The sequence below is a fragment of the Bacillus toyonensis BCT-7112 genome (assembly GCF_000496285.1).
In the GTDB taxonomy this organism is placed as follows: Bacteria; Bacillota; Bacilli; order Bacillales; family Bacillaceae_G; genus Bacillus_A; species Bacillus_A toyonensis.
The window spans coordinates 806,790-829,355 of the sequence record NC_022781.1 but is presented as its reverse complement, the minus strand read 5'-3'; the positions used below and the strand labels follow the sequence as shown (position 1 = coordinate 829,355).

Genomic DNA, 22,566 nt, shown 5'->3' with positions numbered 1-22,566 from the left:
AAAATAGGAAGATAATATAACTCCTATAATATGTTATCTAAAAACGATTTTAAGTTTACAAATAGGAGAAGCAAATATGAATACAAAAAATTTAGTTTTCGTCGCTTTATTTAGTTCTATTATGGGAGTGTTAGGGTTAATACCTCCAATTGCTCTTTCTATCACACCAGTTCCGATTACATTACAATCACTTGGTGTTATGCTTGCAGGTGGCCTGTTAGGATCACGTCTTGGGGCATTAAGTCAGCTCGTTTTCTTACTTATAGTTGGAGTTGGAGCACCATTACTTGCGGGTGGACGTGGGGGTCCAGGTGTATTTGTTGGACCAAGTGCAGGATATTTACTTGGTTATATCGTTGGAGCGTTTGTAATTGGATATTTAATTGAGCGTTTACGTGAAGTTTCTATTATAAAAGTATTATGTATTAATATAATTGGTGGTATTTTCGTAGTTTACGTATTTGGCATTACTGTACAAGCTTTCTTAATGGATGTTTCTGTATGGGAGACAATGAAAGTGAGTGCTGTGTTTTTACCAGGGGATTGCATAAAAGCAATTATTGCAGCAATTCTCGTGACAAAATTACATCGTTCATTGAAACACATTATTACGCCCGCTTTAAAGAATGGAAAATATACAAATGCGGGATGATAAAGAGAAGAAACACGTTCATTACGTGTTTCTTTTTGTTATTTTGTAAAGAAAGGACATCTCAAATGGGGATTATAAAAGAATATAAAAAGCATGCCTCTTTACAACCGAATAAAATAGCGATAAAGGAAAATGATAGAGCTTTAACATATAAAGAGTGGTTTGAATCAGTTTGTAAAGTAGCAAACTGGTTGCGCGTAACAGAATCGAAGAATAAAACAATAGCAATTGTATTAGAAAATCGTATGGAGTTTTTACAACTATTTGCGGGTGCTGCTATGGCTGGGTGGGTTTGTGTACCATTAGATGTGAAATGGAAAAAGGATGAGCTAAAAGAAAGACTAGCAATTAGTAATTCGGATATGGTTGTGACGGAAGGGTATAAGTTAAATGATATTTTAGATGAAGAAAGAAGAGTATTTGCAATTGATGAATGGAAACAAATAATAGAGAACTACCTTCCTAGAGATTATCTCGGAGAAAATGTACAAAATGCCCCTTTTTATATGGGGTTTACATCAGGATCGACTGGAAAGGCAAAAGCATTTTTGCGTGCACAACAATCGTGGGTTCATAGTTTTGATTGTAATGTATATGACTTTCATATGAGAAAGGAGGATTCTATTTTAATAGCTGGAACGCTCGTTCACTCTCTTTTCTTATACGGCGCAATAAGTGCATTATATGAAGGACAAACGGTGCACGTTATGAGAAAGTTTATTCCAGATCAAGTGTTGGATAAGTTAGAGACTGAAAATATTTCGGTCATGTATACAGTACCAACAATGCTGGAGTCTTTATATAAAGAAAATAGAATAATAGAAAATAAGATGAAAATTATTTCGTCAGGAGCAAAATGGGAAGCTGAAGCGAAAGAAAAAATAAAGAGTATATTTCCTTATGCAAAAAAATACGAATTTTACGGTGCATCGGAACTAAGTTTTGTAACAGCATTAGTCGATGATGAGAGTGAAAAAAAGCCAAATTCAGTAGGGAAACCCTGTCATAATGTGCAAGTTCGAATATGTAATGAAGCAGGAGAAGAAGTACAGCTAGGTGAGATAGGAACAGTTTATGTGAAAAGTGATCAGTTTTTTATGGGATACATATTAGATGGTGTTTTAGTTCCAGAGCTAACTGAAGAGGGCTGGATGACAGTACATGATGTAGGCTATCAAGATGAGGAAGGGTTTATATATATAGTTGGTAGAGAGAAAAATATGATTCTATTTGGTGGAATTAATATTTATCCAGAAGAGATAGAAAGTGTGTTATATACGCATCAAGCTGTTGAAGAAATTGTTGTTGTTGGTGTAAAAGATAGTTATTGGGGTGAAAAGCCTGTCGCTATCGTAAAAGGAAGTGCTACGAAGCAACAATTAAAGAGCTTTTGCTTACAGAGATTATCCTCTTTTAAAATACCGAAAGAATGGTATTTTGTAGATGAAATACCTTATACAAATAGCGGGAAAGTAGCCCGCATTGCAGCCGAAAGTATAGTTAGAAATCAGGAGAAGATACATGAATAGAGCAGTTATTGTAGAGGCGAAAAGAACGCCCATTGGTAAGAAGAATGGGATATTGAAAGACTATGAAGTTCAGCAATTAGTAGCACCACTTCTTTCATTTCTAGGTAAAGGAATTGAGAGGGAAATAGACGATGTTATATTAGGGAATGTTGTTGGACCAGGGGGTAATATTGCAAGATTATCTGTTTTAGAAGCAGGACTTAGTTATCATATTCCTGGTGTAACGATTGATCGGCAATGTGGTGCTGGTTTAGAAGCGATTCGTACCGCGTGTCATCTCATTCAAGGTGGGGCAGGTAAGTGCTATATCGCCGGGGGAGTAGAGAGTACAAGTACGTCACCTTTTCAAAATAGAGCGCGATTTTCACCTGAAACAATAGGTGATCCTGATATGGGAGTAGCGGCTGAATTTGTTGCAGAGCGTTATAACATAACGAGAGAAATGCAAGATGAGTACGCTTGCTTAAGTTATAAGCGGACGCTACAAGCATTAGAAAATGGATATATACAAGATGAAGTATTGTCACTTAATGGATTACTAGATGAAGTAATAAAGCGAGAAATGCAGTATGAAAGAATGATTAAGAGAACAAAACCTGCATTTTTACAAAATGGAACGGTGACGGCAGGGAATTCGTGTGGTGTAAATGATGGGGCGTGTGCTGTACTTGTAATGGAAGAGGGGCAAGCTCGAAAATTAGGATATAAGCCAGTTCTTCGTTTCGTTCGCAGTGCTGTAGTTGGAGTGGATCCAAACCTCCCGGGAACTGGTCCGATATTTGCCGTGCAAAAACTACTTAGAGAAATGAATTTAGCAATAGAAGATATTGATTGTATTGAGATGAATGAAGCGTTCGCTTCGAAAATTGTTGCTTGTGCAAAGGAATTACAAATTCCATATGAGAAGCTCAATGTGAATGGTGGTGCAATTGCGCTCGGGCATCCGTACGGTGCATCTGGCGCTATGCTTGTGACACGTTTGTTTTATCAGACAAAAAGAGATTCTATGAAATATGGAATGGCGACATTAGGAATTGGGGGCGGAATAGGACTTGCTCTATTATTTGAGAAAGTAGAAGACTAGCAAGATAACTAGTTTTCTACTTTTTGAGGAATATAAGCATTGCTACCAGGTTTTACTTTTATTTCGTTCCAAGCAACGATAACGTCAGCTTTTGATTTTCCTTTGTTATTTGGATCTTCAAAAAAATCGCGAATAAAACGATTGTATTCAAACTGTGTACCAATAGTTGTTTTATACGCAGGGTCTTTTTTACGTTCGTTTTCCTCATACCAAAACGTTATAGCGTCTTCATATGTTCTTCCGATATTTTCTTTAAAAAACTTTTGAAGAGCTACTGTAAAGCGGAAGTTTTCTCCAATTTTTTCTTTAAAAAAAGCACGTACATCTTCGCTACATCGATGATTTTCAGTGATAATCGTTTGCAGGGAAAGATCTTTATTGGATAGGGAAGCTTTACTCACCTTTTGATGAGAACTGTTTTTTAATACTTTACCTGTAGTTAAATAATGTGAGATACGACCGCTTATTTCGATCTTAGAGCCACTAGCTGGTAAATCATACTCACGACAAAATATTTGTAGTTCAGCTTTCAACCAATAATAGTTTTGGAAATCTTTAAGAGATATAGACTTTGTTAAAGGTGGACGCATGAATGTAACAACTTCTTTCTTCCATAATTTTCTTTAATTATAAAACGTACGTTCTTTTTGTGGAAGGATTAATTTGTAAATGTAATAGGAAGAGGAGATTACATATGGAAAATGTAATGCAAGTTCGTGTTACTGGAATTTTAATTGAAAGCGAAAAGGTATTGCTAGTAAAGCAAAAAGTTGCTAATCGAGATTGGTCTTTACCTGGGGGAAGGGTAGAGAATGGTGAAACGTTAGAAGAAGCGATGATTCGAGAAATGAAAGAAGAAACGGGATTAGATGTTAAGGTTAAGAATTTATTGTATGTTTGTGATAAACCAGATGCTCTCCCGTCTTTATTACATATTACATTTCTGCTTGAAAGGATGGAAGGTGAAATCACTTTACCTTCTAACGAGTTTGATCATAATCCAATTCAGGATGTACAAATGGTGCGAATAGAAGAATTAAGTAGTTATGGTTTTTCTGAGAAATTTACTAAACTTGCATCTGAAAAATTTCTGAATGCAGGAAGTTACCAAGGTTTAAAACAAAATATTGGCTTGTAAATATAAACTACTTTGAATATTGCTTTTTTCGGTAAATCGATATTTCTTGTCGAATCGTCGATATATGGTAAGTTATGATTGATAAAGTCAAAATGTCGTTCCTGAAATTTCATTTATCGTATTACTATGTATGAAGCAAAAAATAAGGAGATGTCCCTAGTTTGAAATTTCGCTAGACGACATCTCCTTAAGAAATGTTTTACACTGCAGATTGTAAAGAAGAAATAAGCTGATGTAAAAACTCATCACTGCTCATAATCGCTTTCCCACCACCGCGAGCGCTCTTTTTATTTCCGCCACCTTTTCCTTCAATTGCAGGAAGTGCATCTTTTAAAAGAGCATTCATATCGAGCGTTACTGTTTTTCCACAAGCGAGGATGCATTGTAGTTTGTCATCATTTTCAATGACGAAATATGTAATTGCATGCTCTTGTTGTTCTATAATGATAGCAGATAGTTTGGCAACTTCTTGCATAGAACGATTTGTAAATACTTTAGAAATAAGGAATCCAGCATGTATTTCTGCAGGCTGTTGTAATAGTTCATTTGCCTCTGCAAATAATAATTTTTCATTCATTGTCTGTATCGCTTTTTCGTTTTCTTTTTGAGAGATAAGAAGTTGTGCTACTTTTGCTGGAATATCAGTTTCGCTACTATTTAATTGTTTAGAAACATCTTTCATAATTTGTTGCTGTTGTCCCATTAATTTCAGTGTGCGCCAGCCAGCGATAAACGTTAATCGAATACCACCTTTATTGCGCTCCCAATTAAGTACTTGAATAAGACCTACTTCACCTGTACGTCTCGGATGAGTTCCACCACAGCCGTTATAATCAAAGTTTTCGATAATAACAACGCGTATATTTTCGGTTAAAGTCGGTTCTTTACGAAGAGGTAACGTTTTCGCTTCCTCTAAGTTCATCCACTGAATACGGATTGGGTGGTTTTCAAAAACAATATTGTTGGCAATTTGCACTGCTTTTTCAATCGTTTCTGCAGGAAGATTTTCTGTTTCTAAATCAATTGTCACCGTTTCTTTTCCAAGATGGAATCCGATAGTGGGTATGTTAAAATGATCCCAAAAAGCAGCAGATAAAATGTGCTGAGCTGCATGTTGCTGCATATGATCAAAACGGCGCTCCCAATTAATTTTACCTTCTACTTCTGCTGTTTCTAATTGTTCTGCAATGAAGTGGCGGATTTCTCCATTTACTTCTTCAACATTAGTGACTAAGGTACCATTTAGTGTGCCAGTATCATATGGTTGTCCACCGCCTGTTGGGTAAAATGCCGTTTCATTTAAAACAACATATAAGTTATCTTCTTTATCATAATCTTGCTTTATAATTTTCGTAGTAAAGTCTTTCGTATAAGCGTCGATGTAATATAATTTTTGCTCCAATTTTCTTTCCCCTTTCGTATTCACTAGTTTCATTGTAAAACAATTGAAATAAGTTTCCTAATATTTCAGAAGAAAGAAACTATTTTTAGAATTTTCTTGCTATAATAAGAAAAAGAAAATGCGGGGGTGGAATGAAATGCTATATGAAAACGGCGTAGATAAACTGCTTAGTTTAAACAGAAATATTTCTGAATTATACCGAGAATTAAATGAAATGACCCGGATTTTAACGGAGTGTAATCGAGAAAGCGTGAAATTTGATCGGTTATATGTAAAAGAGTTACTGTGGAAAAAAGAAGATGTGATAGAGAAGTATGATCAATTACTTGTGCAGCTTTGTATGAATGAATGCTTTGATTTAAAAAGTGTAATTACTGGCGAATATAAGTATACATATGAAGAAGTAGAAAGTATTGTTTTACAATTTAATGAAAAGTATAACGTAGCAATTTTAATTAAAGATATTTGTAAAGAATTACAGTTTACATATGGCATTGATATGGACATATCGAGAGCGGCTCGGGTGCAAACATCTCAAGTATAAAAAGGAAAAAGAAAGCAGATCCTTTGCTTTCTTTTTTTATGTAAGAAAAGGGAGAGTAGGTTTAAAGATGAAGGGGAAGTTACAAAATATTCATCCACTTGGCATGACAATTATAATAGGGACATTATTTGCGAGGTTTGCAACTTCAATGAGTATTCCTTTTTTAGCAATTTATTTAACAACTGTTAAAGACGTTTCAGCTGGAATGACGGGTGCTATTATTGGAACGAGTGCGCTTGTTGGAGTGTTTGCTAGTTTTATTGGGGGCAATTTATCGGATCGATTTGGTCGGAAGATGATTATAATATGGTCCATGATTGTTTGGGTGTTTGTATTTATCGGATTTTCAGTTGCAGATCATGTTTTGAGTTTCTTTTTATTAAACGCTTTGAATGGATTATGTCGTTCTTTTTTTGAACCGACATCAAGAGCGTTATTATCAGATTTAACAAAGCCAGAGTATCGGTTACTCGTCTATAACTTACGATATGGTGCAATAAATGTTGGGGTTGCGATTGGACCAATTGTTGGATTACAGCTCGGAAGTGCAAAATCAACAATTCCTTTTTTAGTAGCCGCTGGAGTTTACATTCTATATACAGCTATATTAGCACTGCAATTTAAGAAATATCCACTTAATAAAAAGAAAATGAATACAGAAAATCCTGTTACAATGCTAAATGCAATTCGTATATTGCGAAAGGATGTAGTATTTTTAGTTGCGTTAGTCGGTATTATTTTGAGTAATAGTGGTTTTTCACATTTAACGACGACAGTATCTCAATATTTTGCTAATGCACATATATTTCAGGATGGGGTAAAGTTGTTCTCATATATGCTAGCTTTAAATGCAATTGTAGTAGTGGTTATTCAATACCCTGTCATTCAAATGTGTAAAAAGTATACACCGTTAGCATCAATTATGGTTGGAACGTTATTTGTGAGTGGGGGATTATTTGGATTTGGACTAGTAGAATCTATGTTAGGAGCAGCTATTTGTACCATTATTTTCACATTTGGAGAAGTTTTAATGTTTTCAATGACAGATGTATTTATTGATGAGATCGCTGATTCCAACCTGAAAGGAACATACTTCGGAGCGATGGGCTTTTCAGGAATTGGAGGAGTAATTGGTCCTTGGTTTGGGGGAGTACTACTCGATTATTACGGGTATCAAAATGGGTTTGTAGTATTTTTAGCGCTAGCCCTATTTTCAACTGTAGCATTTCCTGTACTTTTAGTTACAAAAGGTTTATTGAAAAAAAGGTACGATAGAAATTATAATATAGAAATACAAGTGAAATAAAATAAGCCCCAGCAACTTGCTGGGGCTTATTTTTGTATTTACGTTAACTCTCAATTTGAAAAAAGAACCTTCTTTTCATGCTTATTGGCAACTTCATTTTTGGAAATATGAATGGCTAAAAATCCATTCTCTAAGCAGGCTAGCATCTTCTTATAAATGATAGTAGTAGGTAAAGAGATTGTTCGCTGTAAAGAAGTATTTTTATGAAGTATGCATATATTTAGGCCTGTCTCCATCTTTTTAATGCGTACATTTTGTTCAGTCACATTTGGTACATCTGTTTCCAAAATGTATTCTTCCTCTGTTTCACAAAGATCGATATGAATTTCATTTGGAAAACTAAAGTTGCTACAAGTATCAGAACAAAATTGATCCATCCATTCTTCGAAACCATCAACATGAAAAAGACAATCCTTCTTTTTCTTGCCCATGTAAGACACCCTCCGTAAAATATCAATTCATATCATGTTATGCATGAATGAAATAGAGGTGAAGAATAAATGGCAAAATATAAACATTTTATGTCGAATATACACAGTATGTGAATATTTTCTTATTACATATCATGATGCGCATGGTTTTTTTGGCGTGAATGGTTACGATTTTTTACTTTATGAGATCCGCTTAATGGTTCAGGTTGTCCTTTTTTTTCTTTCGATTCACGATTGTTTTTTCCCATTGTATGTGACACCTCCTCTTTCTATTTAGAATGAGAGAAGTTTGTAAATTTATACGAGAATGTTTTTAGAAAAAAGGGTAAAGATAAATGGGACTAACTATTATGGAAAGGGGATTGTATAATGCCATATCATAAAGATAAGCAACAAGCTTTTCAAGCAGCGCAGCAAGGGGTTACACAAGCAGAAAATTCATTTAACAATATCGTGAAAAATGATCCGAACTACGGTCATGATTTAAAAGAGTTACGTCAAGAGGTTCAGGAAGCGTATGAACAAATTCAAAATGCACTAGAAGTAGCTTCGGAAACACAACGTCCACAACTTGAGCAATACGAAAATAATCTTCAAAATATTATGCGAAATGTAGATCAACTAGAAAAGTAAAAGAGGTTGTTGCGTATTCGACAACCTTATTACTTTAACGAACGCTATGTTAAAACAAAAGGTTTTTCTATTAGTTTTTTCTTTACTATGTGCAGTACATATATTTCAAGTGGAAAAAGTGGAAGCGAAAATGTTGCTTAGAAAAGAGCTAGAACCAACTGGCTATGTAACGTGGGAAGTACCTAATAGTGAAAAAATTATCGCAATTACATTTGACGATGGACCTGATCCAACTTATACACCACAAATATTAAATTTATTACGTCAATATAAAGCAGAAGCGACTTTTTTTATGATTGGATTCCGTGTGCAGCGTAATCCATATTTAGTAAAGCAAGTGTTAAAAGAGGGGCATGAAATTGGAAATCATACGATGAATCATTTGTATGCGAGTAATTCATCTGATGAAAAATTAGAAAATGATATTTTAGATGGAAAGAAATACTTTAAAAAATGGGTGAAAGAACCTTTGTTGTTCCGTCCTCCAGGCGGATATATTAACGATGCTGTATTTAAAACAGCTAAAGAAGCTGGTTATCAAACTGTTCTATGGTCGTGGCATCAAGACCCTCGTGATTGGGCGAATCCAGGTACTGAGTCCATTGTAAATCATGTTGTGAAACATGCTAAAAGTGGAGATATTGTACTGTTGCACGATGGAGGAAGTGATCGTAGTCAAACAGTGGCAGCGTTATCGAAAATTTTACCTGAGCTTAAAAAGCAAGGATATCGATTTGTAACGGTTTCGGAGTTATTACGTTATAAGCATTAGAAAAAAACCAAAAGGCAGACATACCTTTGGTTTTTTTGTTACTGATTCTTTTTACGTTTCTTATTATTTTGTCGCTCTGCTGGAGTTAAAGCCTCATTTGAAAACTCTTCGTTATAACCAGCACCTTGTCCTTGTGCGGATGCAACATTCATTCCTGAAATAGTATGATTTGCTTTTTGTTTACTCATTTTTCTCACCTCTATAATGTTTTTTTATAGATAAAACATGAGTTGTTCATAACATATATGAACGTAAAGTAAAGCGCTGAAAGAGTACTTTACTTTATGGTAATAGTATTCATAAGGAGCATGAACACTATTCAAATTTAGAAATATAAAGAAAACTTATGATAATCCATAAGTTTCTTATTATTTACTTATTTAGAAAGTTGTAATAAGATATTATCGTAAGGTATTGAAAAGTTTGTCTACATTTTATATTCAGACAACTTAGTCACGTTTAACAGGGGGGAAACATAATGGTCAAACATAATCCATTTCAATCACGCGCAACTTTCGAAGTAGATGGAAAAACGTATCATTATTATCAATTGAAAGCGCTTGAAAACGCAGGGGTTGGCAACGTATCTCAATTACCATATTCCGTGAAAGTTTTACTTGAATCTGTACTTCGTCAAGTAGACGGACGCGTAATTACAGAAGAACATGTTACAAATTTAGCGAAATGGGGAACGAAAGATGTTCAAGATATCGATGTTCCATTTAAACCATCTCGTGTAATTTTACAAGACTTCACAGGTGTTCCAGCTGTTGTAGATTTGGCTTCGCTTCGTAAAGCAATGGCAGACATGGGCGGAGATCCTGATAAAATTAATCCAGAAATTACTGTAGACCTTGTAATTGATCACTCTGTACAGGTTGATAGAGCGGGTACGGCAGATGCGCTTGCATTCAACATGGACTTAGAGTTTAAACGTAATGAAGAACGTTATAAATTTTTAAGCTGGGCACAAAAATCATTTGATAACTATCGTGCAGTTCCACCAGCAACAGGTATCGTACACCAAGTAAACCTTGAATATTTAGCACCAGTTGTTCACGCGGTGAAAAATGCTGAAGGCGATTTAGTTGCATACCCAGATTCATTGGTTGGAACAGACTCACATACAACGATGATTAACGGTATCGGCGTTCTTGGATGGGGCGTTGGTGGTATTGAAGCAGAAGCAGGAATGCTTGGACAGCCTTCATACTTCCCAGTACCTGAAGTAATCGGTGTGAAATTAACTGGCACACTTCCAAGTGGTACTACAGCAACTGATGTTGCATTAAAAGTAACACAAGTATTACGTCAAAAAGGTGTAGTTGGTAAATTCGTTGAGTTCTTCGGTGATGGACTAAAGAGCATGCCTTTAGCTGACCGTGCAACAATTTCAAACATGGCACCAGAATACGGTGCAACTTGTGGATTCTTCCCAATTGACGATATTTCATTAGAATACTTACGTTTAACAGGTAGAGATGAAGAACAAATTCGCGTTGTTGAAGAATATTGTAAAGCGAACGGCTTATTCTATACAGCGGGCAGCAAAGATCCAATTTACACTGATCTTGTTGAAATTGATTTAAATACAATTGAATCTAACCTTTCTGGACCGAAACGCCCACAAGATTTAATTCCACTTTCAGATATGAAAGATGCGTTCCACAAAGCTGTTGTAGCACCAGTTGGAACACAAGGACTTGGATTTAATGCGCAAGAGTTCGATAAAGAAGTGAAGGTTACATTAGAAGATAAAGAAGTAACGATGAAAACAGGTGCAATTGCAATCGCTGCAATTACAAGCTGTACAAATACATCAAACCCATACGTATTAATTGGGGCAGGTCTAGTTGCGAAGAAAGCAATTGAAAAAGGGCTTGTAGTACCTGAGTACGTAAAAACATCATTAGCACCAGGATCTAAAGTTGTTACTGAGTACTTAGATAAATCAGGTTTAACAACATATTTAGATCAATTAGGTTTCCAAACAGTTGGTTACGGCTGTACGACTTGTATCGGTAACTCTGGTCCACTAGCAGAGGAATTAGAAGAAGCAATTGCAGCAAACGATTTATTAGTAACATCTGTTTTATCTGGTAACCGTAACTTTGAAGGTCGTATTCACCCGCTTGTAAAAGCAAACTATTTAGCATCACCACCACTTGTTGTGGCATATGCACTTGCAGGTACTGTTGATATTGACCTGAAAAATGATGAAATTGGTAAAGATGCAAATGGCAATGCTGTATACTTCAATGATATTTGGCCATCAGCTAAAGAAATTGAAGATGTAGTTCAAAGTGTTGTTACATCTGAACTGTTCAAGAAAGAATATGCACAAGTATTTAATAGCAATGAGCGTTGGAATGAAATCCAAACTTCAAATGAAGCTTTATATACCTGGGATAATGATTCAACATACATTCAAAACCCACCATTCTTTGAAGGATTATCTAAAGAACCAGGTGAAGTTGAAACATTATCAGGTTTACGCATTGTTGGTAAATTTGGAGATTCTGTAACGACAGACCATATTTCACCAGCAGGTTCAATTGGTAAGCACACACCAGCTGGACGCTACTTATTAGAAAATGGCGTACAACCAGTTGACTTTAACTCTTACGGTTCTCGTCGTGGTAACCATGAAGTTATGATGCGTGGTACATTCGCGAACATCCGTATTAAAAACCAAATCGCACCAGGAACAGAAGGCGGATATACAACATATTGGCCAACTGGTGAAGTAACATCTATCTATGATGCTGCTATGAAATATAAAGAAGATGGCACAGGCCTTCTAGTTGTTGCTGGTAAAGATTACGGTATGGGAAGTTCTCGTGACTGGGCTGCGAAAGGTACAAACTTATTAGGTATTAAAGCAGTAATCGCCGAAAGCTTCGAGCGTATTCACCGTAGTAACTTAGTGTTAATGGGTGTGTTACCACTTCAATTTAAAGATGGCGAAAGCGCTGAAACGTTAGGTCTTGTTGGTAACGAGTCATTTGAAATTCAAATTGACAAAACAGTTAGACCACGCGATCTTGTAAAAGTAGTTGCAACTGATGCAGATGGCAACGAAAAACAATTTGAAGTAGTAGCTCGTTTCGATAGTGAAGTTGAAATTGACTACTACCGTCACGGTGGTATCTTACAAATGGTTCTTCGTGAGAAAATTGAAGAATCTAAAGTGTCGAACTAAATAATTGAAATGAACGAGAAGGAAGCTAACAACTGTTAGCTTCCTTATTTTATGGAAAGGGATGAAACCATTTGGTTTCATCCCTTTCTTTTTACTATAAAAAATGGAGGAAACGTCATGAAAGAATATAAAAGAATACTGTTACCGTTACAGAAAGAAAAATTATTAGTAATAGCAGCTGTATGTAGTGGATGCTTTGCTGCTATTTTAAACTTATCCCGTCCACTATTCATGGGGCTAATTGTAGATAACCTGATTCAGCGGGAGTTAAAAGCTGCGTATGTATATATTGCATTGTTTGCGGGGAGCCGCTTGTTGATGTGGGTGAACAATCTTTCATTTGATTATGTAAGCTCAAAAGCGAGTCAACGAATATTGCGAAAGAAGCGTATATATGTATTGCGTCATTTTTTCTTATTACCATTTGAAGAGAGTGAGAAGATTAAGCAAGGAGAGTTAGAGACGCTAGTTGTGTCTGATATTCCGAATTGGGTCAGATTATATGGTTCTATATTAATAGAATATATACACGCTATTGCGCAATTTATAGGTGCGTTCATAGCACTACAACATATAGATATGAAGTTTATATTGTGGGTAACTCCGTTTTTATTTTTTAGTGCAATGGTTCCGATGTTGATGGGGAAAAAGGTCAGGAATATCGCAAGCATCGCTCAAAACAATCAATCAAGTGTTGTAGAGATGGTGTCGCAGTTTGTAAAAGGCGTACAAGATTTACGTAGTTTGCAAAAAGAAAAGTGGGCCATTCGCTTATTTAAAGGAGTAACAGCACAATCCTATAAAACAGAAGTAAAGAAGACGATGATGCAACACTGTATTGGAGTAGTTGGAACAGTGATTGAAACAGGGGCATATATCGTTGTTCTCATTATAGGCGCGCAAAAAATAATGAAGGGGGAAATGGAAGTTGGCGCACTTGTTGCCGTGTTAGCTACAATTGAAATGCTCTTTTTTCCAGTTCGTTACGTTGGCGATTTATTAATGATGACACAAGTTGCAGCTGCTTCGGCAAATAGAGTTTTTTCTTTTTTAGATAAACGAGGGGCAGATAGTAAGGTAGAAAGAGCGATGGGGATGACGATAACAAATGTTTCATTTCAGGAAAGTGATGGAGAGAAATGCAGAATTCATAATATTGATTTGCAAATTCACCCTGGTGAACTTGTTATTATTGTGGGAGAAAGTGGCGCAGGAAAGACGACGCTTTTAAAATTAATGACAGGTTTGTATAAACCATCTAACGGTAGCATTGTTTATTATGGTAATGAGGCTCGTATGACTACAGTGTGGCAAGAACCTCGTTTCTTTCGGACGACAGTAAAAGAGAATGTGCATTTCGGAGAAGAGTATTTAGAAAATCAATTAGAAAAAAATATTGAACTTGTAAATGTGAAACCGATTATTAGAGATTTATCAGAAGGGATTGAAACTGAACTACATAAAAGCGGTGTAGAATTTTCTGGAGGGGAAAGAAAACGTCTTGCATTATTACGTGCCATTGTTTCAAATCCGAATCTTATTATTTTAGATGAACCAACTGCGGGATTAGATCCGAGCAACCAAGAAACTGTTTGGAATATGATAGAAGGATTAGGAAGAGAGGTCACGAGAATTGTGGTAACACATGATGTCGAGAAAGCGATATTAGCAGATCGTGTTGTCATAATGAAGGAAGGACGTATTGTTGCAGGTGGAAGTCCTGAAAAATTAATAAATAGTCATTCGTTTTTACAAAGATATGAATAAAGATAAGAGCAATGCCCTTATCTTTATTCAGCGTCATTTATTTGATACTCGATAGATTCGGAGTGATTTAGATCAATGTTAAAAGTAGCAGTCATAAGGAAAGTTGTAATTCCAAGGATTACGAAAAGGACGAATGAGACTAGAGAGATGTAGAGACAAATACGCCCTACTTTCTTTTTTTTAAGATCTTTACTAAAGAGTGAAATGATCCATGTAATAATGCCGATTGGGTATAAAAGAAAACTAAGAATATATAATGTTATTTTTTCGAATGAATTCATAAACAATCCCCCTTTTGTTGAAGGTTATATAACTACGAGAGTAAATAGGTAAGTGGGTCAATACGAAGATAAAATACCTCATCTGTTTTTCTAATTATATGATAAAAAGGAAAAAACCTCACTTTAAATGAGAATATTCTAATTATTTTGACTGTGAATATTTCCAAGCTCGTCCGTATAAGCTAAAATAAGGTATATAGTATTTTGATGAATTTGTTAAAAGTACATAAACACGTTAGGGTGATATAAAATGTGGCGGAAGCTTACGATTATTGTAGTGTTACTTTGTTTAGCGGGATATGCAGCTTATGAACAGTTCGGTAATAAAGATCAGGCGGTACAAGGGAAGCAAGAAAAAAGTGAAGCTGCTATGAAAGAGATGATTGCAAGTAATGGTATTGAAGTAGGAAAGAGTGCACCAAACTTTGAATTAACTAAGTTAGATGGAACGAATGTAAAGCTATCGGATTTAAAAGGAAAGAAAGTTATTTTAAATTTTTGGGCAACGTGGTGTGGGCCTTGTCAGCAAGAAATGCCTGATATGGAGGCTTTCTATAAAGAACATAAAGAAAACGTAGAAATTTTAGCAATAAATTATACGCCTTCAGAAAAAGGTGGGGGAGAAGAAAAAGTAAGCAATTTTGCTAAGGAAAAAGGGATTACTTTTCCTATTTTATTGGACAAGAACATTGATGTGACAACAGCTTATAAAGTAATTACGATCCCAACTTCGTATTTTATAGATACGAAAGGCGTCATTCAGGATAAGTTCATTGGACCGATGACGCAAAAAGAGATGGAAAAACGAATTGCTAAATTAAAATAACGGTGAAAAGGTAGAGGTGGAGAGTTCCCATTTCTGCCTTTTCTTTTTCAAGTAGTAATAACTTCATGATATGATGTAAGAAATATAAACGTTTAGAGATAAAGGAGTGTATGGAGTGGGGAATGTATCCTTACCGTTAGATTATGTTGTAATTGATTTTGAAACAACAGGATTTAACCCTTATAATGATAAAATTATTCAAGTTGCAGCTGTGAAATATCGTAATCATGAACTGGTAGATCAATTTGTTTCATACGTGAATCCAGAGCGTCCGATTCCGAGCCGAATTACGAGTTTAACAGGTATTACAAATTATCGTGTTTCAGATGCACCCACGATTGAAGAAGTTTTACCTTTATTTTTAGCATTTTTACATACAAATGTTATTGTGGCTCATAATGCTTCTTTTGACATGCGCTTTTTGAAAAGTAATGTAAATATGCTTGGGTTTCCTGAACCTAAAAATAAGGTGATTGACACTGTGTTTTTAGCAAAAAAATATATGAAGCACGCACCTAATCATAAACTTGAGACGTTAAAGCGAATGCTTGGAATTCGTCTAAGTTCTCATAATGCATTTGACGACTGTATTACGTGTGCAGCTGTTTATCAAAAATGTACATCTATTGAAGAAAAAGGGAAACGAAAAGTAAATAAGGCTGTGCTTGATGAAACTGCGGTATACGAAGCGGTGAAAGAAATACTTGTCCGCAATAAACGCAATGTAGAATGGCTGCGTTGTATGAACGTAGGAAGTTATTTAGATATAAAAGCTTTTTATCCAGTTATGAGATTAAAAGTAAAAGGACGAAAGAAATACGTATTAACAGAAATAGTAGAAGATGATGTGAAAGAAATATGTACGAGCTTAATATGTGAACCAGCTCTAAAAAGTGAAGTTGGTAATACAAGAGTTATGCTTAATAGCTTAGCGGATGTCTTGAAATTAGAAAGTTATATTTTAGAACAGTATGATTTTGTATTACAAGCACTTGATACGTATAGAGAAAATGAAACGAATGCAGATGAGAAGCTCAAAGAGTATTTAAATGTTATGGTATAAAAAACGCTATGTACAAATTATTGTACATAGCGTTTTTTTTTTTTTTAGGAGTACTAAAACATGAAATTTTCTTGCAAATCTGATTAAAGAGTTTTTTGTTTGCTCATACTATGTAGTAAGAATGAGAAAGAGAGAGGGTGAACAGCATGAGAAGAAGTCGCCGCAAATCGTTTGAAGAACTTGTAAATGAAAATAAACAACAATTATTAAGCGATCGTGATGCAATTGATCGCATTGAAGAGCGTATTGAGAAACGTTATGAAATGAAACTTTTTAAGCAAGCTGAATAATTCTTAACACTAGTACGATACTAGTGTTAAGGAGGCGATAGTAATGGGTAATCCGAAAAAGAATTCAAAAGATTTTGCACCGAATCATATTGGAACGCAATCGAAAAAAGCTGGTGGCAATAAAGGAAAACAAATGCAAGACCAAACTGGTAAACAACCGATTGTTGATAACGGTTAAAAGGAGAATGTTATCATTCTTCTTTTTTATGAGGGAATGAAAGACGTTTTGTAACAGTAATATGAAAAAAGGGCTGACAAAAGTCAGCCCTTTTTTGTAATCGTAAAGTTTTCAACGAGTAAACGCCAATTTTGCGGGAATGGTAAACCAATCTTCCAATAACTAATACCACCGATGCCCTGTTCTTTCATTAAATTAAATTTACTTTGTACGGACCGTGAATCTTCAAACCAAACTTCGTGTTGTACGCCGTTTTCGTCAAAGTAATTGAAATGAGGAGCTTGAGCCGTGAAATCATAGCGGATAGGAACATTATATTTACGAGCTAGTGCAACAGCTGCAACAGAGCTGATTGCTTTTGCAGGTGGATTTCCTTGTTTGAACGGAAGTTTCCAATCGAAACCATATAAATTTTGCCCCATCATAATTTTTTGTGGTGGCATTTGAGATTTCGCATATTGAAGTACTTCTTTCACAGGACCAATAGGAGAAATCGCCATCGGTGGCCCGCCTTGCCAACCCCAGTCGTATGTCATAATGACGACGAAATCAACAATTTGTCCTTGTGCTTTATAATCGTGAGCCTCAAAAAATTTCCCTTTTTGATTGGAACTTGTTTTCGGTACAAGCGTTGTACTTAATGTGTACCCGCTAGGTAAGCGTGTTTTCACATTTCGTAAAAAGCGATTGTATGCCTCGCGGTCTTCGGGTACCACACTCTCGAAATCGAAATGAATGTCTCGCATGCCATATTTTTCAGCTGTTTGCAAAATGTTAGTAATAAACTTGTTTTGGATTGTTGCATCGCGTAAAATAACCGATGTCAGATCGGCACTGAAATTTCCATTTTCAATATTTGTAATAACGAGCATAGGGATGGTTTTACCTTGCGTTGCAATATTAGCGATTTTCGCTGTTTCCGTTGGTTCTTTTAAAGTGCCGTCTCTTTTTGCTTCAAAGCTGAAGTAGGCTAAATATGTTAAAAATGGATTAATAGCACGTGTAGCATTTACTAAACTTTCTTTTATCGGTATTGTTGAAGGCTGTAAATAAGCGATGGATTCTACTGCTCGTTTTGTACCTTTTGGTATATATAATTGTTGTCCGACATGGAGAATAGATTTTAATGAAAGATTATTAACTTTAGCTAAGCTAGCGAGAGGAACGTTATACGTTTGAGAAATTCGATATAAGCTGTCACCAGGCTGTACATAATAATTATTTCCTTTTGTATTAACGATAAGTGCCTGACCAACAACGAGTGTTTCAGCAGGATTTAGTCCATTGTCTTTTACAATTTCTTCAGGTGTAGATCCGTACTTTGATGCTAAACCATAAACACTATCACCGCTACGAACAGTTACAATTTGGATCATGTGTTTGCCCCTTTCGGTAAAAGATTCACTGTTTTTATTTTATTTTTGATTCCACTGTATTATGATTAAATGTATGCAAGGTAGCAGAAGTGAAAGAAGGCGAATAGAAATGTTTGTAGCAGAATATGAAGTTGAAATCCGCTATGCGGAAACAGACCAGATGGGTGTTGTTTACCATTCAAACTATTTAGTGTGGCTGGAACTTGGGCGCACGAAACTTATACAAGAATTAGGATTTTCATATGTTGAAATGGAGAAAGAGGGAATTATTTCTCCTGTATTAGACTTGCAAATTTCATATCGTAAAGCGATGCGTTACGGAGAAAAAGCAATTGTGAAAACGTGGATTGATACTGTGAGCCCGCTTCGTGTTGTATATGGTTATGAAATATATAACGGTGATGGTGAGCTTTGCATTACTGCAAGTACAACGAATATTTGTGCGAAAAAAGAAGGGTTCCGCCCTGTATCATTTAAAAAATTATATCCTGAGTGGTATGCGAAATATGAGGAAATTAAAAAGAAATAAAAAAAGCGTGGCAGAAGCCACGCTTTTTTTATTTCTCATAATTAAATTGAGGGAAATCATCACCGTCGTTAAGTGTAACAGATAAATTATGTCCATCGAAGAACCACTCATCATCGCCTTCAATAAAGAAGTTAATACCTTCTTCTTGAGTTTGAACAGCAGGATGTGCAGGGTCATCTTTACGAATACCTAAAGAAAGTCCTTTTTGCACAGTACTGCAACCGCCGTATTGTACGAAAAGGCGTAGTGTTTCACCTGATTGTAAATTTAATTCGTTTTTATACCATTGTGCTGCTTCTTTTGTTACGGAAAGATTCATGTATAGTTCCTCCAAATTATGTTGCCTTTTCTTTAGTATAAAAAATAACGCAAAAAGACGCTATTAATATGCTTCACGTTTTCTTTTTGCGTTATGTGGGTTACAACCTTATTTTTGCTTTTTTGAGAAGTTTGCTTTCGGTTCAGTTTTATTTATAATTCGTCCGATATTTGCACGGTGTTTATAAATAACCATACCTGCTAATAAACACATCGCAATAATGAAGATTTTATCCCCGCTAACAATGGATGCAATAACAGCAACGACAGCTGTTACCATAGAAGAAAGTGATACGTATCTTGTTGTAAATAAAAGGGTGAAAAATACAACAGCTAATATTGCAAAAACAACTGGTGAGTAGCATAATAGCACCCCGGCAGAAGTTGCAACTGCTTTACCACCACGGAATTTTGCAAAAATCGGATATACATGTCCAAGAACAGCTGCTAATCCGAACCATAGTGGGTGAATATCTAATCCGAAAATTATCGGTAGACCTGTTGCTAATGTCCCTTTTAAAATGTCAGCAATTGTAACGGTAAAACCTGCTTTTTTCCCTAATGTGCGGAATGTATTTGTTCCGCCTAAATTACCGCTTCCGTGCTCACGAATGTCGATTCCATAGCCGATTTTTCCAACGACTAATGCAAATGGAATCGAGCCAAGTAAGTAGGCAACGATAAATAAAAGATATGTAGTAACCATAAGTTCAGTCTCCTTTATTCAAATGTGTTGATAAAGGGTAAAAAGAGTTTTTCCCGTTTATTGTACCATACATTTGTAAAGAGCACATTTCTTTTTTGTAAATGAAAAATTCATTATTTCGTGAAAAAAAATTCACAGGAATGTTACATTTCTCACAGAAACAACAAGACTATATGTTGTAACATTTTAATCAAAAGATAACAACATATTGATGGAGGGTTATAAATGTTACAACGAAATACACGTGGAGAAGAATTAATGAAAGTGTTTGGGACAATTGTCCACGGCAATGAACAAGATTTAATGCAAGAGAATGCAAATGTAGATGGGCGCTCTCCGATGGGAGTAATGGGAACGTTCGCATCTGAGAGTGCAAAATATTATGCAGTTGAAAATTTATTGTCAGACCAAGTGAAAAAAGCGATAAATGAAAATATATTATATCCACATGATTTAGATTTTTATGCGACAGGAACGACGACTTGTTCGCAAATTCCGTTAGCGCAAATGCTTGCGAACGGTTTTCATACCGGACATGGGCATATGAGACAACCGCAGGATATTAAAAGTGCATTGGCTCTTTCGTCTATTATTTTTCAGGCGAATCAAAATATGCAGCACGGTGGTCAATCGTTTGCACTCTTTGATATTGATTTAGCTCCATATGTGAGAAAAACAGTAGCGAGACATAAGAAACGATTACAGTCATATTCGCTTACGAAAGAACAAATAGAAGAATTTGCATGGAAAGAAACAGAAAATGATACGTATCAGGCGTGTGAAGCTTTCGTTCATAATTCAAATAGTATGCACAGTAGGGGCGGGGGACAAGTACCGTTTATTTCTATTAATTATGGAACAGACACATCAAAAGAGGGACGGTTATTAGTTAGACAACTTTTAAAAGCGACACAAGCTGGTCTTGGTAAAGGAGAAACACCAATTTTTCCGATTCAAATTTTTAAAATGAAAAAAGGTGTGAACTTTGAAGAATGTGATCCGAACCATGATTTATTTGAATTAGCGTTAGAGACAACGGCTGAACGATTATTCCCTAACTTTTCATTTTTAGATGCGCCATTTAATGCAGTGCATTATGACGGACGACCGGAAAGTGAAGTATGTTATATGGGATGTCGTACCCGTGTCATGTCTAACATACATGGAGAAGAAACAGCGATTGGGAGAGGAAATTTATCATTTACGTCTATCAACTTAGTGAAATTAGCGTTAATTAGTGGTTCAAAAGAAGCATTTTTTGAAGCGTTAAATTATTACTTAGATTTAGGGATTAAGCAATTATTAGAGAGATTTGAGTATCAATGTACGAAGCGAGCAAGAGATTTTCGATTTTTATATTCACAAGGTGTATGGCGCGGTGGAGAGAAGTTACAGCCTGAAGATTCTGTAGCATCCATTTTAAAGCAAGGGACGTTAAGTCTTGGTTTTATCGGTCTTGCGGAGTGCTTAGTAGCTTTAACAGGAAAGCATCATGGAGAAGATGAAGAATCATGGAAACTCGGGTATGAAATCATTTCCTTTATGAGAGATAGAATGGATAAAGCAACGGAAGAACATGAACTGAATTTCTCAGTAATTGCAACTCCTGCAGAAGGGTTATCAGGGAAGTTTGTGAAAAAAGATAGAGAAGAATTTGGGGTGATTAGCGGTATAACGAACCATAATTATTATACGAATTCATTCCATATCCCAGTTTACTATAGCATTCAAGCGATAAATAAAATTCGTTTAGAAGGACCTTTCCATGCTCTATGTAACGGGGGACATATTACGTATATTGAGCTAGACGGAGCAGCGATGCATAATCAAAAGGCGTTAAAACAAATTGTACAAGCGATGGCAGAGCATGGCGTTGGGTACGGTTCAATTAATCATCCTGTTGATCGTTGTACATGCTGCAGCTATCACGGAGTTATTGGAAATGAATGTCCAAGCTGCGGAAATGAAGACGAGACCAATATAGAAAGAATTCGCCGTATAACTGGCTATCTTGTGGGAGATATGTCGAAGTGGAATAGTGCGAAACGTAGCGAAGAGATGGATCGGGTGAAGCATAAATGAAAGTGATGAATATCATTCATGATAGTGTAGTAGATGGAGAAGGGTTGCGGACAGTCGTGTTTTTTGCGGGCTGTCCGCATCGTTGTTTCGGGTGTCATAACCCGAAATCTTGGAATATTTGCAATGGAACTGAAATGACGGTAGAAGAAGTTGTGAAAGAGATTGCAAGTAATCCATTAACTGATGTAACATTTTCAGGTGGAGATCCGTTTTTTCAAGCTGTTGAAGTGAAAAAAGTAGCAAAAGCCGTGAAAGATTTGAAAAAAAATCTATGGATGTATACAGGTTATACGTTAGAAGAGATACAGAGTTCTCAAAATAATGATATGATAGAGTTGTTACACTATGGGGATGTTTTAGTCGATGGAAGATTTGAAATCGAGAAAAGAGATTTAACACTTCCATTTCGCGGAAGCTCCAATCAACGTATTATTCGATTGAAAGAGTAAAAAGGCGG

The 22,566-nt window shown here is 35.8% G+C and carries 26 protein-coding genes; 17 read left to right on the top strand and 9 right to left on the bottom strand.

The features are described 5' to 3' along the window. The first annotated feature begins 76 nt into the window (after positions 1 to 76). The 3 genes from BTOYO_RS04180 (at position 77) to BTOYO_RS04170 (ending at position 3,265) form a co-directional block, all read left to right on the top strand. Positions 77 to 652, top strand: a complete 576-nt coding sequence (locus BTOYO_RS04180) for a biotin transporter BioY (RefSeq protein ID WP_001093347.1) — start codon at positions 77 to 79, stop codon at positions 650 to 652. Positions 653 to 717: 65 nt separating this feature from the next. Then, positions 718 to 2,181: an acyl-CoA synthetase gene (locus BTOYO_RS04175; RefSeq protein WP_000511382.1), complete on the top strand. Its 1,464-nt coding sequence runs from the start codon at positions 718 to 720 to the stop codon at positions 2,179 to 2,181. After that, a complete protein-coding gene (locus BTOYO_RS04170) occupies positions 2,174 to 3,265 on the top strand; it encodes an acetyl-CoA C-acyltransferase (RefSeq protein WP_001077971.1) in 1,092 nt (363 codons plus the stop codon). The genes BTOYO_RS04175 and BTOYO_RS04170 overlap by 8 nt, the downstream gene beginning before the upstream one ends. Before the next feature lie 8 nt (positions 3,266 to 3,273). Here the strand turns inward: BTOYO_RS04170 and BTOYO_RS04165 are convergent, their stop codons facing one another. Next, positions 3,274 to 3,855, bottom strand: a complete 582-nt coding sequence (locus tag BTOYO_RS04165) for a DUF6434 domain-containing protein (protein WP_001247755.1) — start codon at positions 3,853 to 3,855, stop codon at positions 3,274 to 3,276. A gap of 104 nt (positions 3,856 to 3,959) precedes the next feature. On the opposite strand from BTOYO_RS04165, the gene BTOYO_RS04160 reads away from it, so the two are divergent. Next, the gene (locus BTOYO_RS04160) at positions 3,960 to 4,403 is read left to right on the top strand and encodes an NUDIX hydrolase (RefSeq protein ID WP_000432590.1); all 444 of its coding nucleotides are present in this window, start codon (positions 3,960 to 3,962) and stop codon (positions 4,401 to 4,403) included. A gap of 199 nt (positions 4,404 to 4,602) precedes the next feature. Here BTOYO_RS04160 and BTOYO_RS04155 read toward each other — a convergent pair whose 3' ends face one another. Further along, complete coding sequence (locus BTOYO_RS04155; RefSeq protein WP_000435885.1) at positions 4,603 to 5,805, bottom strand: serine-tRNA(Ala) deacylase AlaX; 1,203 nt, start codon at positions 5,803 to 5,805, stop codon at positions 4,603 to 4,605. Positions 5,806 to 5,941: 136 nt separating this feature from the next. On the opposite strand from BTOYO_RS04155, the gene BTOYO_RS04150 reads away from it, so the two are divergent. Continuing rightward, positions 5,942 to 6,349 (top strand): hypothetical protein, encoded by a 408-nt coding sequence (locus BTOYO_RS04150; protein ID WP_000965132.1) that lies wholly within the window; start codon positions 5,942 to 5,944, stop codon positions 6,347 to 6,349. 67 nt (positions 6,350 to 6,416) lie between these two features. Continuing rightward, positions 6,417 to 7,655 (top strand): MDR family MFS transporter, encoded by a 1,239-nt coding sequence (locus BTOYO_RS04145; protein ID WP_000676818.1) that lies wholly within the window; start codon positions 6,417 to 6,419, stop codon positions 7,653 to 7,655. 50 nt (positions 7,656 to 7,705) lie between these two features. Here the strand turns inward: BTOYO_RS04145 and BTOYO_RS04140 are convergent, their stop codons facing one another. Both BTOYO_RS04140 and BTOYO_RS04135 read right to left on the bottom strand, forming a co-directional pair. Continuing rightward, the gene (locus BTOYO_RS04140; RefSeq protein WP_000516750.1) at positions 7,706 to 8,086 is read right to left on the bottom strand and encodes an Hsp20/alpha crystallin family protein; all 381 of its coding nucleotides are present in this window, start codon (positions 8,084 to 8,086) and stop codon (positions 7,706 to 7,708) included. A gap of 125 nt (positions 8,087 to 8,211) precedes the next feature. Further along, complete coding sequence (locus BTOYO_RS04135) at positions 8,212 to 8,334, bottom strand: small acid-soluble spore protein P (protein ID WP_000517651.1); 123 nt, start codon at positions 8,332 to 8,334, stop codon at positions 8,212 to 8,214. A 121-nt stretch (positions 8,335 to 8,455) separates the two neighbouring features. Here BTOYO_RS04135 and BTOYO_RS04130 point away from each other — a divergent pair, with 121 nt between their 5' ends. Together BTOYO_RS04130 and pdaB are read left to right on the top strand one after the other, a co-directional pair. Further along, positions 8,456 to 8,719, top strand: a complete 264-nt coding sequence (locus BTOYO_RS04130) for a hypothetical protein (RefSeq protein ID WP_001146300.1) — start codon at positions 8,456 to 8,458, stop codon at positions 8,717 to 8,719. 46 nt (positions 8,720 to 8,765) lie between these two features. Beyond that, the gene (gene pdaB / locus BTOYO_RS04125) at positions 8,766 to 9,491 is read left to right on the top strand and encodes a polysaccharide deacetylase family sporulation protein PdaB (RefSeq protein WP_002039311.1); all 726 of its coding nucleotides are present in this window, start codon (positions 8,766 to 8,768) and stop codon (positions 9,489 to 9,491) included. Positions 9,492 to 9,529: 38 nt separating this feature from the next. Here pdaB and sspO read toward each other — a convergent pair whose 3' ends face one another. Then, entirely contained in the window at positions 9,530 to 9,679 is a 150-nt protein-coding gene (gene sspO, locus BTOYO_RS04120) for a small acid-soluble spore protein O (RefSeq protein WP_000043210.1), read from the bottom strand. A gap of 290 nt (positions 9,680 to 9,969) precedes the next feature. Here sspO and acnA point away from each other — a divergent pair, with 290 nt between their 5' ends. Then, positions 9,970 to 12,693, top strand: coding sequence for an aconitate hydratase AcnA (gene acnA, locus BTOYO_RS04115; protein WP_000238588.1), 2,724 nt, complete (start codon positions 9,970 to 9,972; stop codon positions 12,691 to 12,693). A 117-nt stretch (positions 12,694 to 12,810) separates the two neighbouring features. Then, the gene (locus BTOYO_RS04110) at positions 12,811 to 14,460 is read left to right on the top strand and encodes an ABC transporter ATP-binding protein (protein WP_000666373.1); all 1,650 of its coding nucleotides are present in this window, start codon (positions 12,811 to 12,813) and stop codon (positions 14,458 to 14,460) included. Between the two features lie 23 nt (positions 14,461 to 14,483). Here the strand turns inward: BTOYO_RS04110 and BTOYO_RS04105 are convergent, their stop codons facing one another. Beyond that, positions 14,484 to 14,741 (bottom strand): hypothetical protein, encoded by a 258-nt coding sequence (locus tag BTOYO_RS04105; protein WP_001083872.1) that lies wholly within the window; start codon positions 14,739 to 14,741, stop codon positions 14,484 to 14,486. Positions 14,742 to 14,991: 250 nt separating this feature from the next. On the opposite strand from BTOYO_RS04105, the gene BTOYO_RS04100 reads away from it, so the two are divergent. From BTOYO_RS04100 to sspN, 4 genes are all read left to right on the top strand, one after another. Continuing rightward, the gene (locus tag BTOYO_RS04100) at positions 14,992 to 15,567 is read left to right on the top strand and encodes a redoxin domain-containing protein (protein WP_000269081.1); all 576 of its coding nucleotides are present in this window, start codon (positions 14,992 to 14,994) and stop codon (positions 15,565 to 15,567) included. Between the two features lie 115 nt (positions 15,568 to 15,682). Then, positions 15,683 to 16,630, top strand: coding sequence for a 3'-5' exonuclease (locus BTOYO_RS04095; protein ID WP_000528769.1), 948 nt, complete (start codon positions 15,683 to 15,685; stop codon positions 16,628 to 16,630). 146 nt (positions 16,631 to 16,776) lie between these two features. Continuing rightward, the gene (locus BTOYO_RS04090) at positions 16,777 to 16,920 is read left to right on the top strand and encodes an FbpB family small basic protein (protein WP_001254699.1); all 144 of its coding nucleotides are present in this window, start codon (positions 16,777 to 16,779) and stop codon (positions 16,918 to 16,920) included. Positions 16,921 to 16,963: 43 nt separating this feature from the next. Continuing rightward, positions 16,964 to 17,098, top strand: a complete 135-nt coding sequence (gene sspN, locus BTOYO_RS04085) for an acid-soluble spore protein SspN (RefSeq protein WP_000527987.1) — start codon at positions 16,964 to 16,966, stop codon at positions 17,096 to 17,098. A gap of 83 nt (positions 17,099 to 17,181) precedes the next feature. Here the strand turns inward: sspN and BTOYO_RS04080 are convergent, their stop codons facing one another. Beyond that, complete coding sequence (locus BTOYO_RS04080; protein ID WP_000614832.1) at positions 17,182 to 18,474, bottom strand: glycoside hydrolase family 18 protein; 1,293 nt, start codon at positions 18,472 to 18,474, stop codon at positions 17,182 to 17,184. A 109-nt stretch (positions 18,475 to 18,583) separates the two neighbouring features. Here BTOYO_RS04080 and BTOYO_RS04075 point away from each other — a divergent pair, with 109 nt between their 5' ends. Then, positions 18,584 to 19,003, top strand: a complete 420-nt coding sequence (locus BTOYO_RS04075; RefSeq protein ID WP_000495823.1) for an acyl-CoA thioesterase — start codon at positions 18,584 to 18,586, stop codon at positions 19,001 to 19,003. Positions 19,004 to 19,031: 28 nt separating this feature from the next. Here BTOYO_RS04075 and BTOYO_RS04070 read toward each other — a convergent pair whose 3' ends face one another. Beyond that, positions 19,032 to 19,322, bottom strand: a complete 291-nt coding sequence (locus BTOYO_RS04070) for a HesB/YadR/YfhF family protein (RefSeq protein ID WP_001054451.1) — start codon at positions 19,320 to 19,322, stop codon at positions 19,032 to 19,034. A 108-nt stretch (positions 19,323 to 19,430) separates the two neighbouring features. Further along, entirely contained in the window at positions 19,431 to 20,027 is a 597-nt protein-coding gene (gene plsY, locus BTOYO_RS04065) for a glycerol-3-phosphate 1-O-acyltransferase PlsY (RefSeq protein WP_000258971.1), read from the bottom strand. A 225-nt stretch (positions 20,028 to 20,252) separates the two neighbouring features. Between plsY and BTOYO_RS04060 the strand changes: the two genes are divergently transcribed. Together BTOYO_RS04060 and nrdG are read left to right on the top strand one after the other, a co-directional pair. Beyond that, positions 20,253 to 22,109, top strand: a complete 1,857-nt coding sequence (locus BTOYO_RS04060) for an anaerobic ribonucleoside triphosphate reductase (RefSeq protein ID WP_000941742.1) — start codon at positions 20,253 to 20,255, stop codon at positions 22,107 to 22,109. Continuing rightward, positions 22,106 to 22,558: an anaerobic ribonucleoside-triphosphate reductase activating protein gene (gene nrdG, locus BTOYO_RS04055; RefSeq protein WP_000867069.1), complete on the top strand. Its 453-nt coding sequence runs from the start codon at positions 22,106 to 22,108 to the stop codon at positions 22,556 to 22,558. Before BTOYO_RS04060 ends, nrdG begins: the two co-directional genes overlap by 4 nt. Positions 22,559 to 22,566: the final 8 nt, after the last annotated feature.

Excerpts from the sequence above, each read along its gene's own strand:
- BTOYO_RS04070 (WP_001054451.1), bottom strand. The coding sequence starts at position 19,322 with ATGAATCTTTCCGTAACAAAAGAAGCAGCACAATGGTATAAAAACGAA.
- pdaB (WP_002039311.1), top strand. The coding sequence starts at position 8,766 with ATGTTAAAACAAAAGGTTTTTCTATTAGTTTTTTCTTTACTATGTGCA.
- BTOYO_RS04165 (WP_001247755.1), bottom strand. The coding sequence starts at position 3,855 with ATGCGTCCACCTTTAACAAAGTCTATATCTCTTAAAGATTTCCAAAAC.
- plsY (WP_000258971.1), bottom strand. The coding sequence starts at position 20,027 with ATGGTTACTACATATCTTTTATTTATCGTTGCCTACTTACTTGGCTCG.
- BTOYO_RS04075 (WP_000495823.1), top strand. The coding sequence starts at position 18,584 with ATGTTTGTAGCAGAATATGAAGTTGAAATCCGCTATGCGGAAACAGAC.
- BTOYO_RS04145 (WP_000676818.1), top strand. The coding sequence starts at position 6,417 with ATGAAGGGGAAGTTACAAAATATTCATCCACTTGGCATGACAATTATA.
- BTOYO_RS04160 (WP_000432590.1), top strand. The coding sequence starts at position 3,960 with ATGGAAAATGTAATGCAAGTTCGTGTTACTGGAATTTTAATTGAAAGC.
- BTOYO_RS04135 (WP_000517651.1), bottom strand. The coding sequence starts at position 8,334 with ATGGGAAAAAACAATCGTGAATCGAAAGAAAAAAAAGGACAACCTGAA.
- BTOYO_RS04150 (WP_000965132.1), top strand. The coding sequence starts at position 5,942 with ATGCTATATGAAAACGGCGTAGATAAACTGCTTAGTTTAAACAGAAAT.
- sspN (WP_000527987.1), top strand. The coding sequence starts at position 16,964 with ATGGGTAATCCGAAAAAGAATTCAAAAGATTTTGCACCGAATCATATT.
- BTOYO_RS04090 (WP_001254699.1), top strand. The coding sequence starts at position 16,777 with ATGAGAAGAAGTCGCCGCAAATCGTTTGAAGAACTTGTAAATGAAAAT.
- BTOYO_RS04080 (WP_000614832.1), bottom strand. The coding sequence starts at position 18,474 with ATGATCCAAATTGTAACTGTTCGTAGCGGTGATAGTGTTTATGGTTTA.
- BTOYO_RS04130 (WP_001146300.1), top strand. The coding sequence starts at position 8,456 with ATGCCATATCATAAAGATAAGCAACAAGCTTTTCAAGCAGCGCAGCAA.
- nrdG (WP_000867069.1), top strand. The coding sequence starts at position 22,106 with ATGAAAGTGATGAATATCATTCATGATAGTGTAGTAGATGGAGAAGGG.
- acnA (WP_000238588.1), top strand. The coding sequence starts at position 9,970 with ATGGTCAAACATAATCCATTTCAATCACGCGCAACTTTCGAAGTAGAT.
- BTOYO_RS04140 (WP_000516750.1), bottom strand. The coding sequence starts at position 8,086 with ATGGGCAAGAAAAAGAAGGATTGTCTTTTTCATGTTGATGGTTTCGAA.
- BTOYO_RS04110 (WP_000666373.1), top strand. The coding sequence starts at position 12,811 with ATGAAAGAATATAAAAGAATACTGTTACCGTTACAGAAAGAAAAATTA.
- sspO (WP_000043210.1), bottom strand. The coding sequence starts at position 9,679 with ATGAGTAAACAAAAAGCAAATCATACTATTTCAGGAATGAATGTTGCA.
- BTOYO_RS04180 (WP_001093347.1), top strand. The coding sequence starts at position 77 with ATGAATACAAAAAATTTAGTTTTCGTCGCTTTATTTAGTTCTATTATG.
- BTOYO_RS04170 (WP_001077971.1), top strand. The coding sequence starts at position 2,174 with ATGAATAGAGCAGTTATTGTAGAGGCGAAAAGAACGCCCATTGGTAAG.
- BTOYO_RS04105 (WP_001083872.1), bottom strand. The coding sequence starts at position 14,741 with ATGAATTCATTCGAAAAAATAACATTATATATTCTTAGTTTTCTTTTA.
- BTOYO_RS04060 (WP_000941742.1), top strand. The coding sequence starts at position 20,253 with ATGTTACAACGAAATACACGTGGAGAAGAATTAATGAAAGTGTTTGGG.
- BTOYO_RS04100 (WP_000269081.1), top strand. The coding sequence starts at position 14,992 with ATGTGGCGGAAGCTTACGATTATTGTAGTGTTACTTTGTTTAGCGGGA.
- BTOYO_RS04175 (WP_000511382.1), top strand. The coding sequence starts at position 718 with ATGGGGATTATAAAAGAATATAAAAAGCATGCCTCTTTACAACCGAAT.